Origin of the sequence: Nocardioides sp. TF02-7 (assembly GCF_022437945.1) — a bacterium.
Taxonomy (GTDB): domain Bacteria; phylum Actinomycetota; class Actinomycetes; order Propionibacteriales; family Nocardioidaceae; genus Nocardioides.
The window spans coordinates 1,796,228-1,819,451 of record NZ_CP092535.1; the positions used below are offsets into that span (position 1 = coordinate 1,796,228).

A 23,224-nucleotide genomic window follows, 5' to 3' on the forward strand; every position below is an offset into this window, starting at 1 on the left:
GCGCCGACAACCGTCGTACCCACGCCTGCGCACCATCCGAGGAGCCGTGCCCGTGAAGTTCTCCCGCCCGAGCCTGAAGCGGTCGGACAAGTCGGCGATGGCCGACCCCAGCAGCGGGCCGGTCCTCAGCGTCCGCTCCATCGTGTCGCTGGTGCTCTTCCTCGGCGGCATCGCCTGGATCGCCTACTACTACGTCGGCGTCCGCCCCGTCGAGGGCTTCGGCGACGACGACAAGCCCAACCCCGACCCGGACACCTTCGAGCCCGGCGCTGTCACCGGCCTCGACTTCGTCGGCGACCTGCAGGAGTGGAACTACCTGATCGGCTTCGCCGCGATCCTGCTCGGCCTCGCCGTCGCCGCGCACAAGTCCACCCCGCTCGGCCGCGGCCGCGGCGTCATCGTCGGGATGCTCGGCTGCTTCGTCATCGGCCTGCTGTGGATCTGCGCCTACTACGTGCTCCTCACCGGCGACGACCCCAAGGACGTGCCGGTGATGAACGACCTCGGCAACAGCAACCTGATCGTCGGCATCGCACTGATGGCGGTGGGGTTCACCTACGCCACGAAGTGGGAGTAGCCGGCCGCACGCTCGAGCAGGCGCTGCTGCGACCAGCGCCTCAGCCAGCGCCACACGAGGCCCGCCCGGTGTTCCGGGCGGGCCTCGTCGCGTTCGGGGTGGGGTACGGCGGGCGGTCGGCGTACGGCGCGGGTGCCGGTCGGGTGACGTGACGGGCAAAACCTCCACTTGTCCGGCATTGCTTTGCCCGACATGTTGAGGTTTCCCCGGCCGACCGGGGAAACCTCACGTCCCCGGCCCCGCCGAGGCCCCCGATCCCCGCCGTCCTCCACACCTTTCCCCCACAACCCGGGATAACTACATGCTTGTAGTTACCCACATCTGTGGGAAAAACGTGTGGACGAGCTACACCAGCACGAGCGTGCGCGCGACCGTCGCGGCGGCCAGCGCCACGACGACGGCCCCGATCCCGGCCACCTGCACCAGCGTCCGCCGGTTCCTCGGGGCGTAGACCAGGACGGCGCCGACGATGGCGCCGCCCACGAGGCCGCCGAGGTGGCCCTGCCACGACACGTTGGGCACCAGGAACGTGATCACCGCGTTCATCGCCAGCCACGACAGCAGCGTCTGCATCGTTGCCGCCGACCTTGTAGGCGACGACGAGGAGGGCGCCGAGCAGGCCGAAGACGGCCCCGGACGCGCCGAGGGTGCGGCCGTCCTCGGCCGACAGCCAGTAGACGCTCACCGAGCCGGCCAGCCCGGAGACCAGGTAGAGCGCGAGGTAGCGGACCCGGCCGAGCACCATCTCCAGCTGCGGGCCGAGGAACCACAGCGCGAGCATGTTGAACCCGATGTGCCAGATCTGCACGTGGGTGAACATGCTGGTGAGCAGCTGCCAGTAGGCGCCGTCGGCGACGCCCGCGAACCACAACCCGTCGGGCACCTGGCCGCAGAGGCCCTCGCTGCCGAGGCTCGGGTAGTAGGAGCCCGGCTCCGCCTCCGACCAGCACGAGCCGGTCGGCATCAGCGCGAGCCGCGGGATCAGCTCGCTGGTGGTCCAGCCCGTCGCCAGCACCGCCAGCCAGACCAGGCCGTTGAGCGCGATCAGGACGATCGACGTGAGCGCGGCGTTGCCCGGCCGGCGGCCGCCGTACGCCGTCCGGCCCTGGCGGGTCGTGCGGGCGCCCTCGGCGACGCAGTCGGGGCACTGGAAGCCCACCGACGCGTCGCGCATGCAGTCGGGGCAGATCGGTCGCCCGCACCGCTGGCAGCGGACATAGGTCTCACGGTCGGGGTGGCGGAAGCAGGTCGGTGCCCCGACGGGCGGCTGGGTCACGTGACGCGTTACTGGCCGGTGATCTCGACGGACTCGATGACGACCGGCTCGACCGGGCGGTCCATCTGGCCGGTCGGCACGGCGGCGATCGCGTCGACGACGTCGCGCCCGGCCTGGTCGGCGACCTCGCCGAAGATCGTGTGCTTGAAGTTCAGCCACGGCGTCTGTCCGACGGTGATGAAGAACTGGGAGCCGTTGGTGCCCGGGCCGGCGTTCGCCATCGCGAGCAGGTAGGGCTTGTCGAAGACCAGCTCGGGGTGCGTCTCGTCCTTGAACTCGTAGCCCGGCCCACCGGTGCCGAGTGCCCTGCGGGCAGCCGCCCTGGATCATGAACCCGGGGATGATCCGGTGGAAGGTGAGGCCGTCGTAGAACCGGCCGTCCGGCAGCGCGCCGCCGCGCCGGTCGGGCTTGTAGGGACCGTCGTTGGAGACCTCGACCGGGTCGCCGGTGGCCAGCCCGACGAAGCTCTTCACCGTCAGCGGTGCGTGGTCGGGGAACAGGTTGATCGTGATGTCGCCCTTGTTCGTCTTGAGGGTGGCCTGGAGGTCCGCCATGTCTACCTTTCCGCACCGCCTCACGGTGCGCGTCCGGCGCGGGCACCGGTGCCCGCGCGCTCGCACCGATCCTACGGTGGCGGCTGCGGGGGGATGGCCGTCACCGTGTGGGCCGTGGTGGGATGGGGTAGTGCGGTAGGCAGAGCTTCGGACGCTGATCTCGACAGGAAAGGGTTCGTCGATGGGACTCCGCAAGAAGAAGACGCTCCTCGACCAGGCGGAGGAGTACGTCGGCACCGCGATCGATCACGCCCGCGAGTTCGTCGACGAGACCGCGCGGCCGGCGATCGCCGACGCGAAGGACAAGGCCGCCCCGAAGGTGAGCGCGGGCGCGACGGCCGTGAAGACGAAGGCGGCGCCCGTGGTCGCCGCGGGCGCGACGACGCTGGCGGAGAAGGCCGGCGAGGCCAAGGCCTACGCCGACATGAAGACCGCCGAGCTGTCCGGCAAGAAGACCAAGAAGAAGCGCTCGAAGGTGAAGACGCTGCTGCTCGTCGGCGTCCTCGGCGCGGTCGCGGCGTTCGTCGCGAAGAAGCTGCAGGGCGGTGGCGACGACGGCTGGCAGTCTTCGTACGACCCGGCGCCCGCGCCGGGAGCGGCCGAGACGGGTCCGCCGCCGACCGACGCCACCGTCGGGGAGCCGGCGCCCGGGGCCGGGGCGGACGCCTCGGCGGCCGAGCAGGCCGACCCGCTCACCGACCCGCTGCCCCCCGGAGACGGAGCCGCGCAGCGGCTCCTGACCAAAGCGGTCAGACGCCGGCGAGCTCCGGGTGCTCGGCTCGGAGCCGCTCGGCGACCGTGCGCTCGACCCAGAAGATGAGCACCGGCACCAGACCGGCCACGAGCATGAGCAGGAACCGCGTGAGCGGCCAGCCGGCGCGCTGGGTCAGCACGAACGCGACGACGACGTAGATCATGTAGATCCACCCGTGGATGACCCAGATCGGGGTCAGGGCGTCGCCGAGCTCCTGCAGCGAGCCGCCCTCGGGGAGCGCGTACTTGAACACCGACCCGACGGCGCCGACGACCAGCAGCACGCCGACGACGAACGCGAGCACCCGGTAGGTCTTGAACAGCCCGTTCACGACTCCGAGCCTACGGGGCCTGGCTCCGCCGGCTCCGCGGCCTCGTCCGCGGCCGGCCGGGAGGTGGCGTCGCGCACATAGCGCCACCAGATGAACGCGGCGAAGGCGGCGAACAGCCACCACTCGATCGCGTAGGCGAAGTTGCGCCAGGCCGTGAACGCGCCGGCGGGCGGCAGCTGGTCGAGGGTCGCGGCGCCGAGCCCGGCCTCGGGCTCCTCGAGGACGACGTAGGCGCCGTACATGTCCTGGTCGACGCGCTGCACGAGGTCGGCGATCCGCAGCTGCGGGAGCACGTCGTCGGTGGGGTCGTCGTCGGCCGCGCCGGTGCCCTCGCCCGGCTGCAGCCATCCGGCCACGTCGGCGGCGCCGGTCGGCGGCGGCGGCGCGTCGGCGGGGTCGGCTCCCGGCAGCCAGCCCCGGACGACGGGCACGGCCGGCTCCTCCGGCCCGCCGACGGTCATCGGGGTGACCACCCAGCTGCCCTCGCGGCCGTCGCGCTCGCGGCCGGAGACCAGGACCGTGCCCTCGGGCAGCCACCGCCCCTCGGCGGTCACCGGCCGACCGACGTCGTTGCCGGGGAACGGGTCGTCGGGGCCGAGCACGTCGGTGAGCGGCACCGGCGCGGCGGTGGTCAGGTCGACCCGCTCGGCCGCCCGGCGCGCCTCCCACGCGTCGTACTGCCACGCGCCCATCCCGACCGCGATGCCCACGCAGACCAGCGCCAGCAGGTGGGCGCCCCACAGCCGGGGGCTCCACCACGCGATCACCCGCCCACCCTAGGCGGCGCCCGGACCGGCGTTGAATCGGGCCTCGTGGTCGGTCGAATCAGGGGTTGTGGCGCGTTGATTCGGGGGTGGTGGCGCGTTGATTCGGGGGTTGTGGCGCGTCGAATCCGGCCTGGTGGTGGGTTGAGTCGGGCGTCGTGGCGGGCACCACGACGCCCGACTCGGTGCGCCACGGGGCCGGATTCGAGCGACCACGACACCCGATTCGACACACCACCACCCCCGATTCGACACACCACGAGGCCCGAATCAACATTGGTGGTCAGACCACTTGACCACCTACACACCGCCGCCTACGCTGCCGGGGGCATGGCCCTACGACCGGTTGCCCGCAGGACGGTGTCGGACCAGGTGTTCGACCAGGTGCTCGACGAGGTGGTGGACGGGGGGCTCGCCGTCGGCGAGCAGCTGCCGAGCGAACGACGGCTGGCGGAGGTGCTGGGCGTCTCCCGGCCGGCGGTGCGGGGAGGCGCTGCAGCGGATCGCGCACTCCGGGTTGGTGGAGGTGCGGCACGGGGGCGGGGCCACCGTCCGCGACTTCCAGCGGTACGCCGGGCTCGACCTGCTGCCCCGCCTGCTGGTGCGCGGTGGCCGGTTGGACGCGGGCGTCGCGCGGAGCGTGGTCGAGGCGCGGACCCAGATCGGCCCCGCGATCGCCGCCCAGGCCGCCGAGCGCGGCGGCCCGGTCGTCGCGGCGACCCTCGAGCCGCTCCTCGACCGGCTCGCGTCCACCGACGACCCCGCGGAGTGGCAACGGCTGGCGCTGGAGTACTGGGACGTCGTCGTCGACGGAGCGGACTCGATCGTCTACCGGCTGATGTTCAACAGCCTCCGTGCCGCCTACGAGCCGGCCGTGCCGGCCCTGGCCGCCCTGCTGACCGAGGAGGTCGGCGCGGTCGAGCCCTACCGGCTGCTGGCCGCCGCCCTCGCCGCCGGCGACCCCGGCACCGCGCGGGCCGCCGCCGAGCGGCTCCTCACGCCCACGGCGCAGGCGCTGCTCGGCGCGCTCGCCTCCCTCGAGGAGGACGACCGGTGACCAGGTCCGACCCGCAGGTCGAGGAGCTCGCCCGGCGACGGGTGGCCGCCGACGAGGCGCGGATCACCGGCGCCCGCCGCACCAGCGCGTCGCTGGGCCGGGTGCTCGTCGAGTTCTGGCGGCACCCGTCGCCGTACCTCCTCGCCACCTGCCTCCTCGCCGCGGTGACCGGGCGCGTGGTCGCCTCCCGCCACGAGGACGGCTCCTGGTGGGAGCTGCTGGTCCCCGTCGGCCTGGTCGCCGCGCTGCCGGTGGTGGAGTGGGTGGTCCACGTCTGCATCCTGCACTGGCGCCCCCGGCGGGTCGCCGGACTGACGATAGACCCGCTGCTCGCCCGCAAGCACCGGGCGCACCACGCCGACCCGCGCGCCATCCCGCTCGTCTTCATCCCGTGGCAGGCCCAGCTGTGGCTGGCGCCCGCGTGGACCGGTCTGGCCTGGCTGGTGACGCCGACCTGGTCGTCGATGTTCACGCTGCTCATCGCCGTCTACGCGATCAAGTCCGGCTACGAGTGGACCCACTACCTGCTCCACAGCGACTACCGGCCGCGGTCGCGGTGGTACCGGGCGGTGTGGCGCAACCACCGCCTGCACCACTACAAGAGCGAGCACTACTGGTTCACCGTCACCACCGCCGGCACCGCCGACCGGCTGTTCGGCACCGGCCCCGACCCCAGCACGGTGCCCACGTCGCCGACGGTGCGGCGCCTGCACGCGCTCGACGCCGACTGAGCACCGGCGATCTCTGCCACGATCAGCGCATGCGTGTCCACCACCTCAACTGCGGGACGTTCCGGCCGCCACTGGCGCCGGAGATGGTCGCCCACGTGCTGCTCGTCGAGCGACCCGAGGGCCTGCTGCTCGTCGACACCGGCCTCGGCACCACCGACCTGGCGCACCCGGCCCGCCTCGGCCGCCCGTTCCGGACCGTCGTGCGCCCGGCGCTCGACCCGGCCGAGACCGCGCTCGCGCAGGTGACGGCGCTCGGGTTCGCCGCCGGCGACGTCACCGACGTCGTGCTCACCCACCTCGACCTCGACCACGTCGGCGGCATCGGCGATTTCCCCTCGGCCCGGGTCCACGTCTTCGAGCGGGAGTACGACGCCGCCACCCGGCCCGCGCTCACCGAGCGGGGCCGCTACGTCGCCGCGCAGTGGGCGCACGGTCCGCGGTGGGTGCTCCACGCGGAGCCGGGCGACTCGTGGCTCGGGCTGCCCGCGGTCACGGCACTCGATGACGACGTGCTGCTGGTGCCGCTGCCGGGGCACAGCCGCGGCCACTGCGGCGTCGCCGTCCGCCGCGACGACGGCCACTGGCTGGTGCACGCGGGCGACGCGGTGTTCGACGGCGACCAGCTGCGGGACCCGCCGCGCTGCCACCGTGGCCTGGCGGCGTTCCAGGCGATGGTGGCGGTCGACAACAAGGCGCGCCGCGCCAACGAGGAGCGCCTCCGCGAGCTCGCCACCGGCCACACCGGCGAGGTGACGGTCTTCTGTGCGCACGACAAGGCCCAGCTCGACGCCCTCGCCGGCGCCGCGGCCGGCGACGACGTCACCGGCGGCTGACGACGCCGGTCAGTCGCTGCAGAGCGCGAACGGCAGCCGGCGGCCGGTGGTCAGCCGCACCGCCGCCCGCGGCCGCTCGACGTCGTAGCCGAGCCGCCCGGTCGACGGGTCGGAGACACCGCGCGAGAACACCCGCCCGAACTCCGGCTCGGTCTGCGGCAGCAGCTCGTGGATCCGCAGCCGCGCGAACGCGTCGCTGCGGGCGTCGCCGAGCCGCACGGTGACCAGGTCGGGCCCGAACGACACCGCGTAGGCGCCGAGCGGGTCGAGCGCGTCGAGCTCCGCGCGGGGTGCAGCGGCCAGCCGGTCCTCCATCCCGGCACCGAAGACGTCGTCGAACGCCAGGCAGCCGCGCTCGACGTACGTCGCGTTCGCCGGCTGCCCGACCAGCCCGGTGACCGCCGGCTCGGCCGCCCAACTGGCCGCGCCGTCGGGCGGCGCCGTGGAGAGGACGAGCCGCCGGCGGGCGTCGTACCGCGCCCCGTCGAGGACGCCGACACCCTGCGCGACCGCCCGCCGCACCGCTCCGGCGCGCACCCGCTCGTGGAGTGCCATCACCCAGCCCTCGGCGCCGCCGGACCAGCGAGCCTCCCAGACGACGTCGTCCTGGCCGATCCCGAGCTCGCGCAGCCGCACCTCGGCCGGGCGGAGCATCCCGCGCGAGAAGGTGGCGGCGCCGTCGACCGCCCGCCAGAACCGCTGTCGCTCCTCCTCCGACGACGGGCCGTCGCCGAAGCCGAGGGTCAGCCGCAGCTGGTCGAAGTCGGTGACCTCGAGGTACGTCGCCTCCGCCGGCACGAGGCTCAGCACAGCGGCGGCCGGCTCGAGCGTCGGGTCGTACGCCGTCACGACGGGCGCCGCCTCCGGCGTCGGCTCCGGCGCGGGGTCGGCGGCGTCGCTGCAGCCGGTCAGCAGCAGGGCAGCCGCCAGCAACCAGCTCGCCCCATGTCTCACGCGGGCGAGTCTGCCACGGGGCGGCGGTCCGGCCGGCGCTGCGGCAGGTCGGCGGGGCGGCGGCGGGGCAACGGTCGGCGGGGCGGTCGTCCGGCGAGCCGTCAGGTTCATCAAGGGATGTCGACGAATCCGCGCTTCCCGTGGCGGGCCCACCGTGGGAGGCGCAGGTTCGCCTGCATACCTTGATGAACCTGCGCCCTCAGGGCCGGGTGGAGCGTAGGGGACTCGAACCCCTAACCCCCTGCTTGCAAAGCAGGTGCGCTACCAATTGCGCCAACGCCCCGGGGTGGTGCTTCAGGTCCTCGGGAGCCGGTCGGTGGCCTCGGCCCAGAGGGCCTGCTCGGCCTTGCTCTCCTGCAGCTTCCGGGAGGCGATCACGGCGCCGGCGGCCGCGACGGCGAGGAGCACGAGCTTCTTCACGGTGGGACCTCCGGGTCCGGATGTCACGGGTGGTGCCCCTCGACCCGGGGGTCTGGGGGCGGGCCCCCGGTGGGGGGTCCACGGAGGCGGAGCCCCCGTGTGGGTGGGCCTAACAGGACTTGAACCTGTGACCTCTTCCTTATCAGGGAAGCGCTCTAACCGTCTGAGCTATAGGCCCGCAAACCGAGGGAACACTACCCGATCGCCCGCCGGGCGACCGAATCGAGGGGTGCTCTCAGCCGTGGTCCTCGGCGAGGGTGACCTCGACGCCGCCGAGCAGCGCGGCGGCCATGTTGTAGAGGAACGCGGTGAGGGTCGCGACCGCGGTGATCAGGATGACGTCGATCGCCGCGACCAGCATGGTGAAGCCGAGCACCCGGCTGGTGCCGACGTAGTCCTGCACCTGGAAGGACTGGATGTCCTCACCGCCGATGCCCTCCTGGACGGTGCTGTTGATCGAGTCCCAGACGCCCGCGGCCCCGAGCACCTGCCACACCATCGCCACGGACACGACCGTGACGATGGCGAACGCGATCGAGAGCAGGAACGCGGTCTTCATCACCGACCACGGGTCGATGCGGGTCAGCCGCAGGCGGGCGCGCCGCGGCGACCGCGGGCGTCCGTCGGTGGCCGGGAACGACACGCTCGGCGCCGAGGAGGGCGGGGGGCGGGAGGTCGGGCAGCGGCTGCGCCGGTGACCGCTCGGCGAGCGGCGGGCGTACGGCGGTCTCGCCGCGGCTCACCGGCGTGCCCGTCACGGGCACCGTCGACGGCTCCGTAGCGCGGTCCGTCATCAACCCTCACTCTCCCCGGGGCTCCTGGTCGGCCCCGCTGTCGCCCGCGTCCGTGGGCTCGGCGGGCTCGGCTCCCTCGATTGTTGCACCCGGCGCCGCATCGAGCGATTCCGTCGCCTCCTCCGCGACCTTCGACTCGACCGACCGGGCGACGACGGCGACCGCGTCGCCGTTCTTGGGCGACACGAACTTCACACCCTGCGTCGACCGGCCCCTCGGGGTGAAGTTGTCGTCGATGGGGCTGCGCACGACCTGGCCGCCCTGGGTGATCGAGAGCACCTCGTCGCCGTCCTCGACGATGAACCCGCCGACCAGGCTGCCCTTGGCCTCGTTGAACGCCATCGCCTTGATGCCGGAGCCGCCGCGGCCCTGGAGCCGGTACTCGTTGATCCGGCTGCGCTTGGCGAACCCGGCGTCGGTCATCGTAAAGACGTACTGCGGCTTGACCTCGCTGATCTGCTCGGCCGTGGCCTCGACCGCGGCAGAGTCCGCCTCGTGCTCGGCGAGCCCGGCGGCCTCCTCGGCCGCGACCTGGGTCGCGCGGATCACCGACATCGACAGCACGGCGTCGTCGGGGAACTTGAACTTCATCCCGGTCACGCCCGAGGTGGCCCGGCCCATGGGCCGCAGCTGGGCGTCGTCGGCCCGGAACCGGATCGCCTGGCCCTTCCGCGACAGCAGCAGGATGTCGTCGTCGGCCGACGCCAGCTCGGCGCCGACCAGCTCGTCGTCGTCCTCGCGGAAGTTGATCGCGATGACGCCGGCCTGACGCGGGCTGTTGTAGTCGGTGAGCCGGGTCTTCTTGACCAGGCCGTTCTTCGTCGCGAGCACGAGGTACGGCGCCTGGTCGTAGTCGCGGATCGCCAGCACCTGGGCGATCGCCTCGTCGGGCTGGAAGCTGAGCAGCCCCGCGACGTGACCGCCCTTGGCGTCGCGCGACGCCTCGGGCAGGTTGTAGGCCTTGGTGCGGTAGACCCGGCCGGCCGTCGTGAAGAACAGCAGCCAGTGGTGGTTGGTCGTGGCGATGAAGTGCTCGACGACGTCGTCGCCGCGCAGCGTCGCGCCGCGCACGCCCTTGCCGCCCCGCTTCTGGGTGCGGTACTGCGTGGCGAGGGTGCGCTTGGCGTAGCCGCCGCGGGTGATCGAAACGACGAGGTCCTCGTCGGGGATCAGGTCCTCCATCGACAGGTCGCCGTCGGCGGCGATGATCTGCGTGCGCCGGTCGTCGCCGTACTTGTCGACGACCTCGGCGAGCTCCTCCGAGACGATCTGCCGCTGCCGCTCGGGCTTCTCGAGGATGTCCTGCAGGTCGGCGATCGTCTCCTCGAGCTCGGCGAGCCGGTCCATGATCTTCTGCCGCTCGAGCGCCGCGAGCCGGCGCAGCTGCATGTCGAGGATCGCGTTGGCCTGGATCTCGTCGATCTCGAGCAGCTCGATCAGCCCGCGCCGCGCGTCCTCGACCTCGGGCGAGCGCCGGATCAGCGCGATCACCTCGTCGAGCATGTCGAGCGCCTTGACCAGCCCGCGGAAGATGTGGGCCTGCTTCTCGGCCTCGGCGAGGCGGAACCGGGTGCGCCGCTGGATGACGTCGATCTGGTGGGCGACCCAGTTGCTGACGAACTGGTCGATGGTCAGCGTGCGCGGCACGCCGTCGACGAGCGCCAGCATGTTGGCGGAGAAGTTGGTCTGCAGCTCGGTGTGCTTGAGCAGGTTGTTGAGGACGACGCGGGCGACCGCGTCGCGCTTGAGCACGACGACCAGCCGCTGGCCGGTGCGGCCGGAGGAGTCGTCGCGGACGTCGGAGATGCCCTGCACCTTGCCGGAGTCGGCGAGCTCGGCGATCTTCAGCGCCAGGTTGTCGGGGTTGACCATGTAGGGCAGCTCGGTGATCGAGAGGCAGGTCCGCCCGCGGGCGTCCTCGTCGACCTCGATGACGGCGCGCTGGGTGATCGAGCCGCGGCCGGTGCGGTAGGCCTGCTCGATGCCCTCCCGGCCGACGATCAGCGCGCCGTTGGGGAAGTCGGGGCCCTTGATCCGCTCGATCAGCGCGTCCTGCAGCTCCTCGCGGGAGGCGTCGGGGTGCTCCAGCGCCCACTGCGCGCCCTCGGCGACCTCGCGCAGGTTGTGGGGCGGGATGCTGGTGGCCATGCCGACCGCGATGCCGGCCGAGCCGTTGACGAGCAGGTTGGGGAACCGGCTCGGCAGGACGGTCGGCTCCTGCGAGCGGCCGTCGTAGTTGGGCTGGAAGTCGACGGTCTCCTGCTCGATGTCGCGGACCATCTCCAGCGCCAGCGGCGCCATCCGGCACTCGGTGTACCGCATCGCCGCGGCGGCGTCGTTGCCCGGCGAGCCGAAGTTGCCCTGGCCGTGGACGAGGGGTGCGCGCATCACCCACGGCTGGGCGAGCCGGACGAGGGTGTCGTAGATCGCCGAGTCGCCGTGGGGGTGGTACTGACCCATGACGTCACCGACGACGCGCGAGCACTTCGAGAAGCCGCGGTCGGGCCGGTAGCCGCCGTCGTACATCGCGTAGAGCACGCGGCGGTGCACCGGCTTGAGGCCGTCGCGCACGTCGGGCAGCGCCCGGCCGACGATCACCGCCATCGCGTAGTCGATGTAGGCCCGCTGCATCGAGGTCTGCAGCTCGATCGGCTCGATCCGGCCGCCGCCGTGGGTGGGGGTCTCGGTCACGATTGCTCTCTCTGCTCGTGTCTATCGGTTTCTAGGCGAGGGACTAGATTCCGGGATAGTTCGGTACGACGCGCGGGTGCGTCAGATGTCGAGGAACCGGACGTCCTTGGCGTTGCGCTGGATGAACGAGCGCCGCTGCTCGACGTCCTCCCCCATCAGGATCGAGAACACCTCGTCGGCCTGCGCCGCGTCGTCGAGGGTCACCTGCAGCATCAGGCGCTGCTCGGGGTTCATCGTGGTCTCCCACAGCTCCTCGGCGTTCATCTCGCCGAGACCCTTGTAGCGCTGGACCGGGTTCTCCTTGGGCAGCTTCTTGCCCTGCGCCAGGCCGTCCTCGATCAGCAGGTCGCGCTCGGCGTCGGAGTAGACGAACTCGTGGTCGTGCGGCTTGTTCCAGCGGATCCGGTAGAGCGGCGGCTGCGCCATGTAGACGTAGCCGTGCTCGATCAGGGGCCGCATGAACCGGAACAGCAGGGTCAGCAGCAGCGTGTTGATGTGGTGGCCGTCGACGTCGGCGTCGGCCATCAGCACCACCTTGTGGTAGCGCAGCTTCTCGAGGTCGAACTCCTCGTGGATGCCGGTGCCGAGGGCGGAGATGATCGCCTGCACCTCCTGGTTGGCCAGGACCTTGTCGATGCGGGCCTTCTCGACGTTGAGGATCTTGCCGCGGATCGGGAGGATCGCCTGCACCCGAGGGTCGCGGCCCTGGCGCGCCGAGCCGCCCGCGGAGTCGCCCTCGACGATGAAGACCTCGCACTCCGCGGGGTTGGTCGACTGGCAGTCCGACAGCTTGCCGGGCAGGCCGCCGCCGCCGAGCAGCCCCTTGCGCGAGCGGGCCAGGTCGCGCGCCTTGCGCGCTGCGATCCGGGCGGACGCGGCGGCCTGCGCCTTCCGCACGATGTCCTTGCCCTCGGCGGGGTTCTGCTCGAGCCACGCGCCCAGCTGGTCGTTGACGACCCGCTGCACGAAGCCCTTGGCCTCGGTGTTGCCGAGCTTGGTCTTCGTCTGGCCCTCGAACTGCGGCTCGCCGAGCTTGATCGAGATGATCGCGGTCAGGCCCTCGCGGATGTCGTCGCCGCTGACCCGGTCCTCCCGCTTCTTGATCAGGCCCCACTGCTCGCCCCAGCCGTTGACGAGCGAGGTCAGCGCCGCGCGGAAGCCCTCCTCGTGGGTGCCGCCCTCGTGGGTGTTGATGGTGTTGGCGAAGGTGTGCACCGACTCCGTGAAGCCGGTGTTCCACTGCATCGCCACCTCGAGGCTCATGTGGTTGTCGACGTCGTCGGGCGTCTCGGCCTCGAACGAGATGATCGACGGGTTGGCCTTGTCCTTGCGGCGGTTGAGGTGCTCGACGTAGTCGACCAGGCCCCGCTCGTACTTGAAGACCTGCTGCAGCCCGCCCTCGGCGCGCTCGATGGCGCCGGCGCCGGTGGCGTCGACCTCGTTGCTGATCGTGTCGTCGTGGACGGCCTCGGCGAGGTCCTCGGCGGCGGGTCGCTGGTCGACGACGCAGATCTCGAGGCCCTTGTTGAGGAAGGCCATCTCCCGGATCCGGGTGGTGATCGTCTCCAGGTTGTACGCCGTGCTCTCGAAGATGTCGGGCGAGGCGTACCAGGTGACCGTGGTGCCGGTGCGCTCGTCCTCCTCGAGCGGACGCACCTGCTCGAGCGGCCCGTCGGGGGTGCCCAGCGAGAACGACTGCCGCCACAGGTGGCCGCGGTTCTTGACCTCGACGGTGAGCCGCGAGGAGAGCGCGTTGACGACGGAGACGCCGACGCCGTGGAGGCCGCCGGACACCTTGTAGCCGCCGCCGCCGAACTTGCCGCCGGCGTGGAGCACGGTCAGCGCGAGGGTGACGGCCGGCACCTCCTGGCCCGGCGCGGTGTCGGTGGGGATGCCGCGGCCGTTGTCCTCGACCCGGACCCCGCCGTCGGGCTGGAGGGTCACCTCGATCCGGTCGCAGTAGCCGGCCAGCGCCTCGTCGACGGCGTTGTCGACGATCTCCCAGATCAGGTGGTGGAGACCGCGCTCGCCGGTCGACCCGATGTACATCCCGGGCCGCTTGCGGACCGCCTCGAGGCCTTCGAGCACCTGGATCGCCGAGGCGTCGTAGTCGCCGCTGACGACCGGGACCGGGGGTACGGGCTGCTGCTCTTCGGTGGTCACGCACACCTCTTCGGTTCGTCGGCCGGAGGGCCGGGCAGGCAGACAGAGGGCCGTCGCTCACGACGTGGGAGTGCGTGCGCCCGGCCCGACGTCCATCTTACCGGCCAGCGGCCCGCTGCACACGCACGCGCGCCCTCGGCCGGGGGGTCTGTGGATGAAAACCGGCTCTCAGCGCGCGGCAACGGCGGTCTGGACGGCCCGGGAGGGGGGGCGGACGTGCGGGGATACAGGCGCCCGCCCCCCGACGCGTCTGCGCGGGTGGCCGGTTCAGCCGTAGGTGTCGCGGGGGCCGCGGCCGTCGCGCAGGCCGCGGCGCCCGTGCTTCCAGCTGGGTGCGTGCGGCCCGAGGACCTCGACCACCGTGACGGTGCCGTCGCCCAGCTCCGCGTTGAGCCGCTTCACCACGCCGGCCGCGAGCAGCTTGAGCTGGGTGGCCCAGGCGGTCGAGTCGGTGCGGACGACGAGCGTGCCGTCGACGAGCGTCTCCGGCGTCGAGTGCGCCCCGATCTCGGGTCCGACGACCTCGGCCCAGCGGGCGAACACCCCCGGACCTGCAGGTCGAGCCCCCAGCCGTGCTGGGCGACCAGCCGGCCGACCTCGCCGGCCAGCGGTTGCGGGTCGCGCTGGTCGGGGTGTGCGCCGCTGAGCCCGCCCTCGCTGCCGCGGCGCGTCCGGGGCGCCGTGCCGGCGGGCCGGCGCCGGCGCGGGACCACCGGGGACGTGCCGGGTGCGGCGGCACCGCGCACCATCGCCCGCGCCAGGTCGAGCCCGTCGGGGCGGTGCTCGGGGTCCGGCTGCCGGGCCGGCTGCTCACCGGGCTCACCGGGTCGACCGGTCTCACGGGGCTCACCCGTCGCTGGTCGCTCCTCCGACACGGGTCACCTCCCCTCCCGCCACGGCGTACGTCACGCCCGCCAGCTGCTCCGGGACGTCGGCCTCCACCGCTGCGGTGACCAGCACCTGCTCGGCGCCGGCGACCAGGGCCGCCAGCTGCGCCCGGCGGTCCGCGTCGAGCTCGGCGAAGACGTCGTCGAGGATCAGGATCGGGTCGTCGCCGTCCGCGCGCAACAGGTCGTACGCCGCCAGCCGCAGCGCGAGCGCGAACGACCACGACTCGCCGTGCGAGGCGTAGCCCTTCACCGGGAGCCGCTGGCCGGTGCTCCCGCCGAGGGTGAGCCGGAGGTCGTCGCGGTGCGGCCCCACCAGCGTCACACCGCGGTCGAGCTCGTCGCCCCGACGGCGCCCGAGCTCGGCGAGCAGCGCCTCGGCGAGCACACCGGTGTCCGGCACACCGGTGTCCGGCACACCGGCGGCCGGGGCCGGCTGGTCGGCGTCGCCGTCACCCGCCGCCAGCGGCGTGCTCGCGGCGTACTCCATCCGGGCGTCGTCGCGGCTGGCGCCGCGGGCGACCGCCTCGTAGGCCTTGCCGAGGTAGGGCGCGAGGTCCTCGACGAGGCGCAGGCGGTGGTGCAGCAGCTCGGAGCCGACCCGGACGAGGTGGTCGTCCCACACGTCGAGGGTCGCGAGCGCGGCGTCCTGGCTCGAGGAGCCGCGGCGGGCGTGGCCGGCCGTCTTCAGCAGGGTGTTGCGCTGCTTGAGCACGCGGTCGTAGTCGGCACGGACGCCGGCCAGCCGGGGCGTGCGGAGCACGAGGAGGTCGTCGAGGAACCGGCGGCGCTCGGAGGGGTCGCCCTTGACCAGCGCGAGGTCCTCGGGGCTGAACACCACCGTGCGCACCAGCCCGACCAGGTCGCGGGCCCGCGGCAGCGGCGAGCGGTTGACCCGCGCCCGGTTGGCGCGGCCGGGGTTGAGCTCGACCTCGAGCACGGCCGTGCGGCCGTCACGGACGACCGCGGCCCGGACCAGGGCCTGGTCGGCTCCGGCGCGGATGAGCGGGGCGTCCGTCGCGACCCGGTGCGACGCCAGCCGCGAGAGGTAGTCGACCGCCTCGACCAGGTTGGTCTTGCCCTGTCCGTTGCGCCCGACGAACGCCGTGACGCCCGCCTCGAGCGGCACCTCGACGTCGGCGTAGGACCGGAAGTCGTGGAGGGTCAGGTGCGAGACGTGCACGGTGAGCAGCGGTGGTCGGTCGGCGCGGACGGGTGGGGCGCTGGACGTCGGGGCGACGTCACTCGGTGGCGGTGGGGGCGTCGCCGCCGGGCGGCGGCCCGGACTGCACCGCGTGCCCGCCGAACTGGTTGCGCATCGCCGCGATCGCCTTCATCGCCGGGCTGTCGTCCTGCCGCGAGGTGAACCGCGCGAACAGCGAGGAGGCGATGACGTGCATCGGGACGGCGTTGTCGATCGCGGCCTGCACCGTCCACCGGCCCTCGCCGGAGTCCTCGGCGTAACCGCGGAGCTCGTCGAGGTGCTCGTCCTTCTCCAGCGCCTCGGTCAAGAGGTCCAGCAGCCAGGAGCGGATCACGGTGCCGTGGCGCCAGGAGTCGAAGACGTCGGGGACGTTCTCGACCAGGTCGACCTTCTCCAGCAGCTCCCAGCCCTCGGCGTACGCCTGCATCATCGCGTACTCGATGCCGTTGTGGACCATCTTCGCGAAGTGGCCGGCGCCGGGCTTCGGGCCGGCGTGCACGAAGCCGCCCTCGTCGGGCTTGAGGGCGTCGAACGCCGGCTGCACCTTCGCCACGTCCTCCGGCGCACCGCCGCACATCAGCGCGTAGCCGTTCTCGAGGCCCCAGATGCCGCCGGAGACGCCGCAGTCGACGAAGCCGATGCCCCTGGCGCCGAGCAGCTCGGCGTTCTCCGCGTCGTCGGTCCACTTGGAGTTGCCACCGTCGACGACCAGGTCGCCCTCGCCGAGGAGGTCGGCGAGCTCGGCGATCGTCGACCGGGTGGCCTCCCCGGCCGGCACCATCACCCACACCACCCGGGGCGCATCGGTCGGCAGCGCCTCCACCAGCGCGGCGAGGCTGTCGACGTCGCGGAGCTCGGGGTGGTGGTCGTAGCCGACGACCGTGTGGCCGCGGTCGCGCAGCCGGGTGCGCATGTTGCCGCCCATCTTCCCGAGGCCGACGAGTCCGAGGTGCATGCGATCTCCCTGGTCCGGTGTTGTCCGGTGGTGCTTGCGTTCGACGCTAGTGCGTCGGTGGGTACGGCGGTAGGGCCCCGCACTCGGCCGACGGTCGTCCGTTCGTCGTTGCCGGCCCTCGTCCGCCGCGGGCCGGCTCAGCCGAGGAGGCGGCGCGGCATCAGCAGGTAGCGGAACGAGCCGTTGCTCTCCGCGGACGCGTCGTCGCCGGTGCCGGTGATCACCACCGGCTTCGAGGCCTGGGTGAACGCCAGCTCGACGTGGGTCTCGTCGATCGCGCCGAGCCCGTCGAGCAGGAACTGCGGGTTGAAGCCGGTCACCAGGTCCTCGCCCTCGATCGCGGCCTCGACCGACTCGGTGGCCTGCGCCTCGTCGCCGGTGCCGGCGTCGAGGGTGAGCACGCCGTCGGCGAACGACAGCTGGACCGCGGTGTTGCGCTCGGCGACGAGCGAGACCCGCTTGAGGGACTCGATGAGCGCGGCCTTCTCGATCCGCGCGACGGTCAGCCGCTCGGTCGGGAACAGGCTGCGCACCTTGGGGAACTCCCCGTCGAGCAGCCGGGTCGTCGTACGCCGCACGCCACCGGGTCCGCTGCCCTCGAAGCCGATCAGGCCGTCGCCGCCGGAGCCGGCCGACAGGGCGATCGTGATCTCCTGCCCGACGGTGAGCGACTTGGCGGTGTCACCGAGCACCTTGGCCGGCACCAGCGCGGCGAGGCTGGCGTCGGGCTGGCCCGGGTTCCAGGTGAGCTCGCGCTGGGCGAGCCGGAACCGGTCGGTCGCCAGCAGGGCGATCGTGTCGCCCTCGATCTCGACCCGGACGCCGGTGAGCACGGGCAGCATGTCGTCGCGACCTGCCGCGGTGACCGCCTGGCCGACCGCGTGGGCGAAGGCCTCGCTGGAGACGGTGCCGGTGGCGGCGGGCATCTCCGGGATCGTCGGGTAGTCCTCGACCGGCATCGTCTGCAGCGAGAACCGGGCCGAGCCGCAGGTGAGCGACACCCGGGCGCCGTCGAGCGTGAGCTCGACGGGCTTGGCGGGAAGGCTGCGACAGATGTCGGCGAGCAGCCGCCCGCTCACCAGCGCGGTGCCCTCGTCGCTGACCTCCGCGGCCAGCGTGGCCCGGGCCGAGGTCTCGTAGTCGAAGGTGGAGAGCACCAGTCCCTCGTCTCCCGCCTCGACGAGCAGGCCGGCGAGCACCGGGGAGCTCGGGCGGACGGGGAGGCTGCGGGCGGCCCAGGCGACGGCGTCGGCGAAGACGTCGCGTTCGACACGGAACTTCACGTTGCGTCCTTCACGGCTGGCGGTGGACAGAGCGGTGCGTCGCGCGGGGAACTACACGAGTGTCGTAGTGCGCATCCTGCCACGGGTGCGGGAGCGGGCGCAGCGGGAGGCCTGCGGGGCGCGGTCGTCCACAGGGTGGGGCCCGGGAGGACGTTGGGCTCGGATCGGGACGGGTGAATTCCAGGAGTGGTCATAGCGTCGGTGGAATCTGTGGAGAACTCGTGTCGTCGCAGGTCAGCCCGGGATCCGGCCGCTCACAGGGGTTGTGGAGCGTGGCCGGACGACGCACCGCGGGGTGTGGAGCGCGACCCGGCGGTGGAGGGCGCGGACCCGTCGAACCACAGATCCTCCCCGTGTAGTTCGTACGTCGCGGGCGCGTTCGTCCACAGGCGTCGAGGATGGCGGTGGCTCGGCGGCCGCACCCGCTCAGCCCTGGCGCGCCTGCATCTTCACCCGGTTGGTCAGCTCACTGACCTGGTTGAAGACGGCGCGGCGCTCGCCGAGCAGCTGGTTGATCTTCCGCTCGGCGTACATCACGGTCGTGTGGTCGCGGTTGCCGAACTGGGCGCCGATCTTCGGCAGCGACAACCCGGTGAGCTCGCGGCACAGGTACATCGCGATCTGTCGCGCCATCACCAGGTGCCGGCCGCGGCTGGGGCCGGTGAGCTCCTCGATCGAGAGGCCGAAGTACGCCGCGGTCTGGGCGATGATCAGCGACGCGGTGATCTCCGGCTCGCCACCCTCGGGGATCAGGTCCTTGAGCACGATCTCGGCCAGGGTCAGGTCGACGTCCTGCCGGTTGAGGTTGGCGAACGCGGTGACCCGGATCAGCGCGCCCTCGAGCTCGCGGATGTTGGTCTGGATCTTGCTGGCGATGAACTCGAGCACGTCGGGCGGCGCGGTGAGCCGGTCCATCGCCGCCTTCTTGCGCAGGATCGCGATCCGCGTTTCGAGGTCGGGCGGCTGGACGTCGGTGATCAGGCCCCACTCGAACCGGTTGCGCAGCCGGTCCTCGAGCGCCTCGAGCTTCTTCGGCGGCTGGTCGGAGGTGAGGACGATCTGCTTCTGCGCGTTGTGCAGGTAGTTGAACGTGTGGAAGAACTCCTCCTGGGTCTGCGTCTTGCCCTGGAGGAACTGGATGTCGTCGATGAGCAGGACGTCGACCTCGCGGTACTTGCGCTTGAACCGGTCCTGCCGGTCGTCGCGGATCGAGTTGATGAACTCGTTGGTGAACTCCTCCGAGCTCACGTACCGCACCTTCGCCCCGGAGTAGAGGCTGCGCACGTAGTGGCCGATGGCGTGGAGCAGGTGGGTCTTGCCGAGACCGGAGTCGCCGTAGACCAGCAGCGGGTTGTAGGACTTGCCGGGCGCCTCGGAGACCGCGACCGCGGCCGCGTGCGGGAACCGGTTCGAGGACCCGATGACGAACGTCTCGAAGGTGTACTTCGGGTTGAGCCGGGCCTCGGCCGACGGCGGTGCCTGGTGGGCACCGGGGTCGGGTGCCGGGGGGAACGGCGACGGTGCGGGGGCGCTCCCCGTCGCCGGGGCGGCGTACGGCGGCGAGTCGCCTTGTCGCTTTGTCGACATGTCGGCTTGTCGATCCGACCCCGGCGCGTCGCTGCCGGCAGACCCGGCGGGGCCGCCGGGGCCGTTGTGGCCGTTGTGGTCCGGCGCCTCGACCGGCTGGTGCTCGAGGGAGGAGTCCACGGTCACCGCCAGCTGGACGTCGTGGCCGAACTGCTCGGTCAGCGCGTCCTCGAGGTGTCCGCGCACCCGGCCCTCGAGCCGGTTGCGGGTGAACTCGTCGGGCACCGCCACGATGGCGGTGGTGCCGTGGAGGGTCACCGGGCGACTGGTCTGGAGCCAGGCGCGGTGCGGCGCCTGCAGCTCGCCGAGGACCGCGCGCCAGGCCTGCTCCAGCGGCGCCAGCGTGGGGTCCTGCTCCTGCGCCGCGCCGTTGCCGTCGGGCTGCTCGTCGTTCCCCGTCACGCCTGACCTCTCGCTCGCCTCGCTCCGCCTTCCGGCGGGAGCCTCCACAACTTTGTCCACAGGCTGTGAACACCGTGTCACCGGTATCGACGGCACCGTGTCGGGCCCGTTCCCAGGTGCGCTCCACATCGCGTTCCCGCAGGTCAGGAGCGGCTTCGGAGAAGCTCGTCCCGAGCTGCGGATGGTGCGCGAGGCGGTGGTGCCCCAGGTCCGGCGGGGGAACCCCGGAGTGCCCGAACGTAGTCCCGGTCCGCCTGTGGATCAAGCGGTTGTCCACAGGTTCTCACGGGTCCGCCGGAACCGGTGCGTCGGGGCTCGGGCCGGGGTCCCGCGCGTGTCCGGCCCGCCGTCGCGCGCGGGAGGGCTAGGGTCGTCGGTTTGACCCCCCTCCGGGGTGGCCCGTACCGTGGTTCGGTCATCCGGTGTCGACCGGTGCCGCATGTCCGTGGCCAGCTTGTCCACGGATGCGCGGTGCCAGCCGAAACTGCCACCTCACCGGGTCGGGCGGCTTCGCTGCCGCTCCGGCCCTCGTTGCCGGCCGCCCCGGGTGACCCTTCCCGAGACGTTCATCTGAGAGGTCGATCGTGAGCAAGCGGACGTACCAGCCGAACAACCGTCGTCGCCACAAGACGCACGGCTTCCGACTGCGGATGCGCACCCGCGCCGGTCGCGCGATCCTGGCGGCCCGCCGCCGGAAGGGCCGCAAGAGCCTGTCGGTCTGAGGCGCAGGCCTCGGGCATCGGCCCCCGGAGGGCTCCTGTGCTGCCTGCCGACTCCCGGCTCACCACGTCGACCTCGTTCCGGCACGCCACGAGGGCGGGCCGGCGGTCGGGTGCGCGCACGCTCGTGACGCACCTCGTCGTGGAGCCCGGCGGGTCGACTGGCGGGTCGACTGGTCCGGGCGGGCCCGCCCGGGTCGGCTTCGTGGTGAGCAAGGCGGTCGGCGGTGCCGTCGTCCGCAACCGGGTCAAGCGGCGGCTGCGGCACGCCGTCCGTGACCGGCTCCCGACGCTGCCGCGCGAGTCGCTGCTCGTCGTCCGTGCACAGCCGCCGGCCGCGGCGGCGACGTACGAGGAACTCGCCTCCGACCTCGACCGTTGCTTGCAGCGGAGCCTCCGGTCCGGCTCCGGACGGGTGGAACGGTGAGGTGGCTGCTGGTCGCGCTGCTGCGCGGCTACCGCGCGGTGATCAGCCCGCTCTACGGCGACGTCTGCCGCTACTACCCCTCGTGCTCGGCCTACGCCCTGGAGGCGGTGCAGGTGCACGGCAGCATCAAGGGGCAGCTGGCTGGCGGCGCGGCGCATCGGCCGCTGCCACCCGTGGGCCGCCGGCGGGGTCGACCACGTGCCCCCACCCTCCCCCGTCGTGCGGCTGCCGCCGCCGGCCCCCGACCCGATCAAGGAGCATGAGCCCGTGGGCATCATCGGCGACATCGGCCACTTCATCATGGTGCCGCTGTACTACGTCATCTCGGCGGTCCTCGTCGCGTGGCACAAGCTGTTCAGCCTGTTCCTCGACCCGGCGGGCGGCGCGTCCTGGGCGCTGTCGATCATCGGCCTGACGCTGGTGATCCGGGCGGCGCTGATCCCGCTCTTCGTGAAGCAGATCAAGTCCAGCCGCAACATGCAGCTGCTGCAGCCGAAGGTCCGGGAGCTGCAGAAGAAGTACGGGCACGACCGGCAGCGTCTCGCCGAGGAGACGATGAAGCTCTACCGCGAGGCGGGCACCAACCCGTTCGCGTCGTGCCTGCCGATCCTGCTGCAGATGCCGATCTTCTTCGCGCTCTTCCGGCTGCTCGACCAGGCCGCGCGGAGCGGAAAGGCTCACGGCTTCCTCACCCCCGAGCTCGCCGACCAGTTCGGCAACGCCGAGGTGTTCGGCGCGATCCCGCTCGCCGACTCGTTCTGGGGCGCGCGGACCTGGGGCGACGACCCCAACGGCACGGTCATGGTCGTGTCGCTGGTGCTGGTGCTGGCGATGACGGCGACGACCTTCACGACCCAGCGCCAGCTGATGGCCAAGAACATGCCGGCCGACGCGATGACCGGCCCCTACGCGCAGCAGCAGAAGATGCTGCTCTACATCCTGCCGGTGGCGTTCGGTCTCGGCGGCGTGGCGTTCCCGATCGGCGTCCTCCCTGTACTGGACGACGTCGAACTTGTGGACGATGGGCCAGCAGTTCTACGTGATCCGCAACAACCCGGCCCCGGGAACGCCCGCGTTCCAGGCCAAGCAGGAGCGGGACAAGGCGAAGGCCGCGAAGCATCCCGAGAAGTACGCCGCCTACGAGGCGCCGGTCGTCGAGATCCCCGAGCCGGAGCGCCGGCCGGCCCAGCAGCGGCAGCAGCCGAAGCGGCAGACCCGCTCGCAGCGGAAGTCCGGCAAGCCCGGCAACGGACAGAACAAGAAGCAGGGAGGCAACAGGTGAGCACCGAGCTCGACGGGAACGTGACCGAGGTCGAGGAGAGCGACGTGACCGGCACGCCCGGCGCCACTGGCCCTAGCGACGCGCCGGCGGACGGCGCGCTGGTCGAGCGGCTCGAGCGCGAGGGCGACGTCGCCGCCGACTACCTCGAGGAGCTGCTCGACATCGCCGACCTCGACGGTGACCTCGACATCGACGTGGAGGCCGACCGGGCCGCCGTGTCGATCGTCGGCGCGGACCTCACCCAGCTGGTGGGGCCCGACGGTCAGGTGCTGGAGGCGCTCCAGGAGCTCACCCGCCTGGCCGTCTACCGCGAGACCGGCGAGCGGTCGCGGCTGATGCTCGACATCTCGGGCTTCCGGGCCGACAAGCGGGCCCGGCTGACCAAGCTCGGTGCCGAGGCCGCGGCGAAGGTGCAGGAGTCGGGTGAGGCGCTGTCGCTCGACCCGATGTCGCCGTTCGAGCGGAAGATCGTCCACGACGCGGTGGCCGAGGCCGGCCTCCGGTCGGAGTCGGAGGGCGTGGAGCCTCGGCGCTACGTCGTCGTGCTCCCCTGCCGACTGAGTCTCCAGGCGACGTTT

The 23,224-nt window shown here is 72.3% G+C and carries 22 protein-coding genes, 2 tRNA genes and 4 pseudogenes; 11 read left to right on the forward strand and 17 right to left on the reverse strand.

Annotated elements, in window-relative coordinates:
• Positions 1 to 52: 52 nt before the first annotated feature.
• Entirely contained in the window at positions 53 to 577 is a 525-nt protein-coding gene (locus MF408_RS09120) for a cell division protein CrgA (RefSeq protein ID WP_240251110.1), read from the forward strand.
• A gap of 345 nt (positions 578 to 922) precedes the next feature.
• On the opposite strand, the gene MF408_RS25215 is transcribed toward MF408_RS09120, so the two are convergent.
• Entirely contained in the window at positions 923 to 1,150 is a 228-nt protein-coding gene (locus MF408_RS25215) for a rhomboid family intramembrane serine protease (RefSeq protein ID WP_275693385.1), read from the reverse strand.
• A 79-nt stretch (positions 1,151 to 1,229) separates the two neighbouring features.
• A pseudogene (locus MF408_RS26820) lies at positions 1,230 to 1,541 on the reverse strand (rhomboid family intramembrane serine protease); the annotation flags it as partial.
• 28 nt (positions 1,542 to 1,569) lie between these two features.
• Between MF408_RS26820 and MF408_RS09130 the strand changes: the two are divergent.
• Positions 1,570 to 1,797, forward strand: a complete 228-nt coding sequence (locus MF408_RS09130; protein WP_240252223.1) for a hypothetical protein — start codon at positions 1,570 to 1,572, stop codon at positions 1,795 to 1,797.
• A gap of 64 nt (positions 1,798 to 1,861) precedes the next feature.
• Here the strand turns inward: MF408_RS09130 and MF408_RS09135 are convergent.
• Positions 1,862 to 2,408, reverse strand: a pseudogene (locus MF408_RS09135) (peptidylprolyl isomerase).
• Positions 2,409 to 2,589: 181 nt separating this feature from the next.
• Here MF408_RS09135 and MF408_RS09140 point away from each other — a divergent pair.
• Entirely contained in the window at positions 2,590 to 3,228 is a 639-nt protein-coding gene (locus tag MF408_RS09140; protein ID WP_240251111.1) for a hypothetical protein, read from the forward strand.
• Here MF408_RS09140 and MF408_RS09145 read toward each other — a convergent pair.
• A complete protein-coding gene (locus MF408_RS09145) occupies positions 3,158 to 3,493 on the reverse strand; it encodes a DUF3817 domain-containing protein (RefSeq protein ID WP_240251112.1) in 336 nt (111 codons plus the stop codon). The two genes, MF408_RS09140 and MF408_RS09145, sit on opposite strands and share 71 nt — an antisense overlap.
• The gene (locus tag MF408_RS09150; RefSeq protein WP_240251113.1) at positions 3,490 to 4,260 is read right to left on the reverse strand and encodes an SURF1 family protein; all 771 of its coding nucleotides are present in this window, start codon (positions 4,258 to 4,260) and stop codon (positions 3,490 to 3,492) included. The genes MF408_RS09145 and MF408_RS09150 overlap by 4 nt, the downstream gene beginning before the upstream one ends.
• Before the next feature lie 523 nt (positions 4,261 to 4,783).
• Here MF408_RS09150 and MF408_RS09160 point away from each other — a divergent pair.
• Genes MF408_RS09160 through MF408_RS09170 form a run of 3 tightly spaced genes read left to right on the forward strand, consistent with a single transcriptional unit; the run spans position 4,784 to position 6,878 of the window.
• A complete protein-coding gene (locus MF408_RS09160) occupies positions 4,784 to 5,314 on the forward strand; it encodes an FCD domain-containing protein (protein ID WP_240251782.1) in 531 nt (176 codons plus the stop codon).
• Positions 5,311 to 6,045: a sterol desaturase family protein gene (locus MF408_RS09165; protein WP_240251784.1), complete on the forward strand. Its 735-nt coding sequence runs from the start codon at positions 5,311 to 5,313 to the stop codon at positions 6,043 to 6,045. Before MF408_RS09160 ends, MF408_RS09165 begins: the two co-directional genes overlap by 4 nt.
• 29 nt (positions 6,046 to 6,074) lie before the next feature.
• A complete protein-coding gene (locus tag MF408_RS09170) occupies positions 6,075 to 6,878 on the forward strand; it encodes an MBL fold metallo-hydrolase (protein WP_240251114.1) in 804 nt (267 codons plus the stop codon).
• 9 nt (positions 6,879 to 6,887) lie between these two features.
• On the opposite strand, the gene MF408_RS09175 is transcribed toward MF408_RS09170, so the two are convergent.
• The 12 genes from MF408_RS09175 to dnaA all read right to left on the reverse strand — a co-directional run bounded on the left by MF408_RS09175 (position 6,888) and on the right by dnaA (position 20,158).
• Positions 6,888 to 7,832: a hypothetical protein gene (locus MF408_RS09175; protein WP_240251115.1), complete on the reverse strand. Its 945-nt coding sequence runs from the start codon at positions 7,830 to 7,832 to the stop codon at positions 6,888 to 6,890.
• A gap of 210 nt (positions 7,833 to 8,042) precedes the next feature.
• Positions 8,043 to 8,115, reverse strand: a tRNA-Ala gene (locus MF408_RS09180).
• A gap of 11 nt (positions 8,116 to 8,126) precedes the next feature.
• On the reverse strand, positions 8,127 to 8,252 hold the full coding sequence (locus MF408_RS09185) for a DLW-39 family protein (protein WP_240251116.1): 126 nt from the start codon (positions 8,250 to 8,252) through the stop codon (positions 8,127 to 8,129).
• A 104-nt stretch (positions 8,253 to 8,356) separates the two neighbouring features.
• Positions 8,357 to 8,430 (reverse strand) — tRNA-Ile (locus tag MF408_RS09190).
• A 57-nt stretch (positions 8,431 to 8,487) separates the two neighbouring features.
• Positions 8,488 to 8,895, reverse strand: a complete 408-nt coding sequence (locus MF408_RS09195; protein WP_240251117.1) for a DUF3566 domain-containing protein — start codon at positions 8,893 to 8,895, stop codon at positions 8,488 to 8,490.
• A 157-nt stretch (positions 8,896 to 9,052) separates the two neighbouring features.
• The gene (gyrA, locus tag MF408_RS09200; protein WP_275693386.1) at positions 9,053 to 11,737 is read right to left on the reverse strand and encodes a DNA gyrase subunit A; all 2,685 of its coding nucleotides are present in this window, start codon (positions 11,735 to 11,737) and stop codon (positions 9,053 to 9,055) included.
• A gap of 81 nt (positions 11,738 to 11,818) precedes the next feature.
• On the reverse strand, positions 11,819 to 13,900 hold the full coding sequence (gyrB, locus tag MF408_RS09205; RefSeq protein ID WP_345893887.1) for a DNA topoisomerase (ATP-hydrolyzing) subunit B: 2,082 nt from the start codon (positions 13,898 to 13,900) through the stop codon (positions 11,819 to 11,821).
• Positions 13,901 to 14,167: 267 nt separating this feature from the next.
• Positions 14,168 to 14,443 (reverse strand): DciA family protein, encoded by a 276-nt coding sequence (locus MF408_RS09210; protein WP_240251119.1) that lies wholly within the window; start codon positions 14,441 to 14,443, stop codon positions 14,168 to 14,170.
• 303 nt (positions 14,444 to 14,746) lie between these two features.
• The gene (gene recF / locus MF408_RS09215) at positions 14,747 to 15,970 is read right to left on the reverse strand and encodes a DNA replication/repair protein RecF (RefSeq protein WP_240251120.1); all 1,224 of its coding nucleotides are present in this window, start codon (positions 15,968 to 15,970) and stop codon (positions 14,747 to 14,749) included.
• Between the two features lie 58 nt (positions 15,971 to 16,028).
• Positions 16,029 to 16,946 (reverse strand): phosphogluconate dehydrogenase (NAD(+)-dependent, decarboxylating), encoded by a 918-nt coding sequence (gene gnd, locus MF408_RS09220; protein ID WP_240251121.1) that lies wholly within the window; start codon positions 16,944 to 16,946, stop codon positions 16,029 to 16,031.
• A 137-nt stretch (positions 16,947 to 17,083) separates the two neighbouring features.
• The gene (gene dnaN, locus MF408_RS09225; RefSeq protein WP_240251122.1) at positions 17,084 to 18,229 is read right to left on the reverse strand and encodes a DNA polymerase III subunit beta; all 1,146 of its coding nucleotides are present in this window, start codon (positions 18,227 to 18,229) and stop codon (positions 17,084 to 17,086) included.
• Between the two features lie 426 nt (positions 18,230 to 18,655).
• Positions 18,656 to 20,158, reverse strand: a complete 1,503-nt coding sequence (gene dnaA / locus MF408_RS09230; RefSeq protein WP_240251788.1) for a chromosomal replication initiator protein DnaA — start codon at positions 20,156 to 20,158, stop codon at positions 18,656 to 18,658.
• A 644-nt stretch (positions 20,159 to 20,802) separates the two neighbouring features.
• Here dnaA and rpmH point away from each other — a divergent pair.
• The 5 genes and pseudogenes from rpmH to MF408_RS09255 all read left to right on the forward strand — a co-directional run.
• Complete coding sequence (gene rpmH / locus MF408_RS09235) at positions 20,803 to 20,940, forward strand: 50S ribosomal protein L34 (protein ID WP_240251123.1); 138 nt, start codon at positions 20,803 to 20,805, stop codon at positions 20,938 to 20,940.
• Positions 20,941 to 20,977: 37 nt separating this feature from the next.
• Complete coding sequence (rnpA, locus tag MF408_RS09240) at positions 20,978 to 21,364, forward strand: ribonuclease P protein component (protein WP_240251124.1); 387 nt, start codon at positions 20,978 to 20,980, stop codon at positions 21,362 to 21,364.
• A complete protein-coding gene (gene yidD / locus MF408_RS25225; RefSeq protein WP_275693387.1) occupies positions 21,361 to 21,627 on the forward strand; it encodes a membrane protein insertion efficiency factor YidD in 267 nt (88 codons plus the stop codon). The genes rnpA and yidD overlap by 4 nt, the downstream gene beginning before the upstream one ends.
• 37 nt (positions 21,628 to 21,664) lie before the next feature.
• Positions 21,665 to 22,294, forward strand: a pseudogene (yidC, locus tag MF408_RS09250) (membrane protein insertase YidC); the annotation flags it as partial.
• A gap of 450 nt (positions 22,295 to 22,744) precedes the next feature.
• Positions 22,745 to 23,203 (forward strand): annotated as a pseudogene (locus MF408_RS09255) (R3H domain-containing nucleic acid-binding protein); the annotation flags it as partial.
• Between the last annotated feature and the right edge of the window lie 21 nt (positions 23,204 to 23,224).

What these genes read in the sequence shown, in the direction of transcription:
- MF408_RS25215 (WP_275693385.1), bottom strand. Translation starts at nt 1,150, where the DNA reads ATGCAGACGCTGCTGTCGTGGCTGGCGATGAACGCGGTGATCACGTTC.
- gnd (WP_240251121.1), bottom strand. Translation starts at nt 16,946, where the DNA reads ATGCACCTCGGACTCGTCGGCCTCGGGAAGATGGGCGGCAACATGCGC.
- MF408_RS09170 (WP_240251114.1), top strand. Translation starts at nt 6,075, where the DNA reads ATGCGTGTCCACCACCTCAACTGCGGGACGTTCCGGCCGCCACTGGCG.
- MF408_RS09140 (WP_240251111.1), top strand. Translation starts at nt 2,590, where the DNA reads ATGGGACTCCGCAAGAAGAAGACGCTCCTCGACCAGGCGGAGGAGTAC.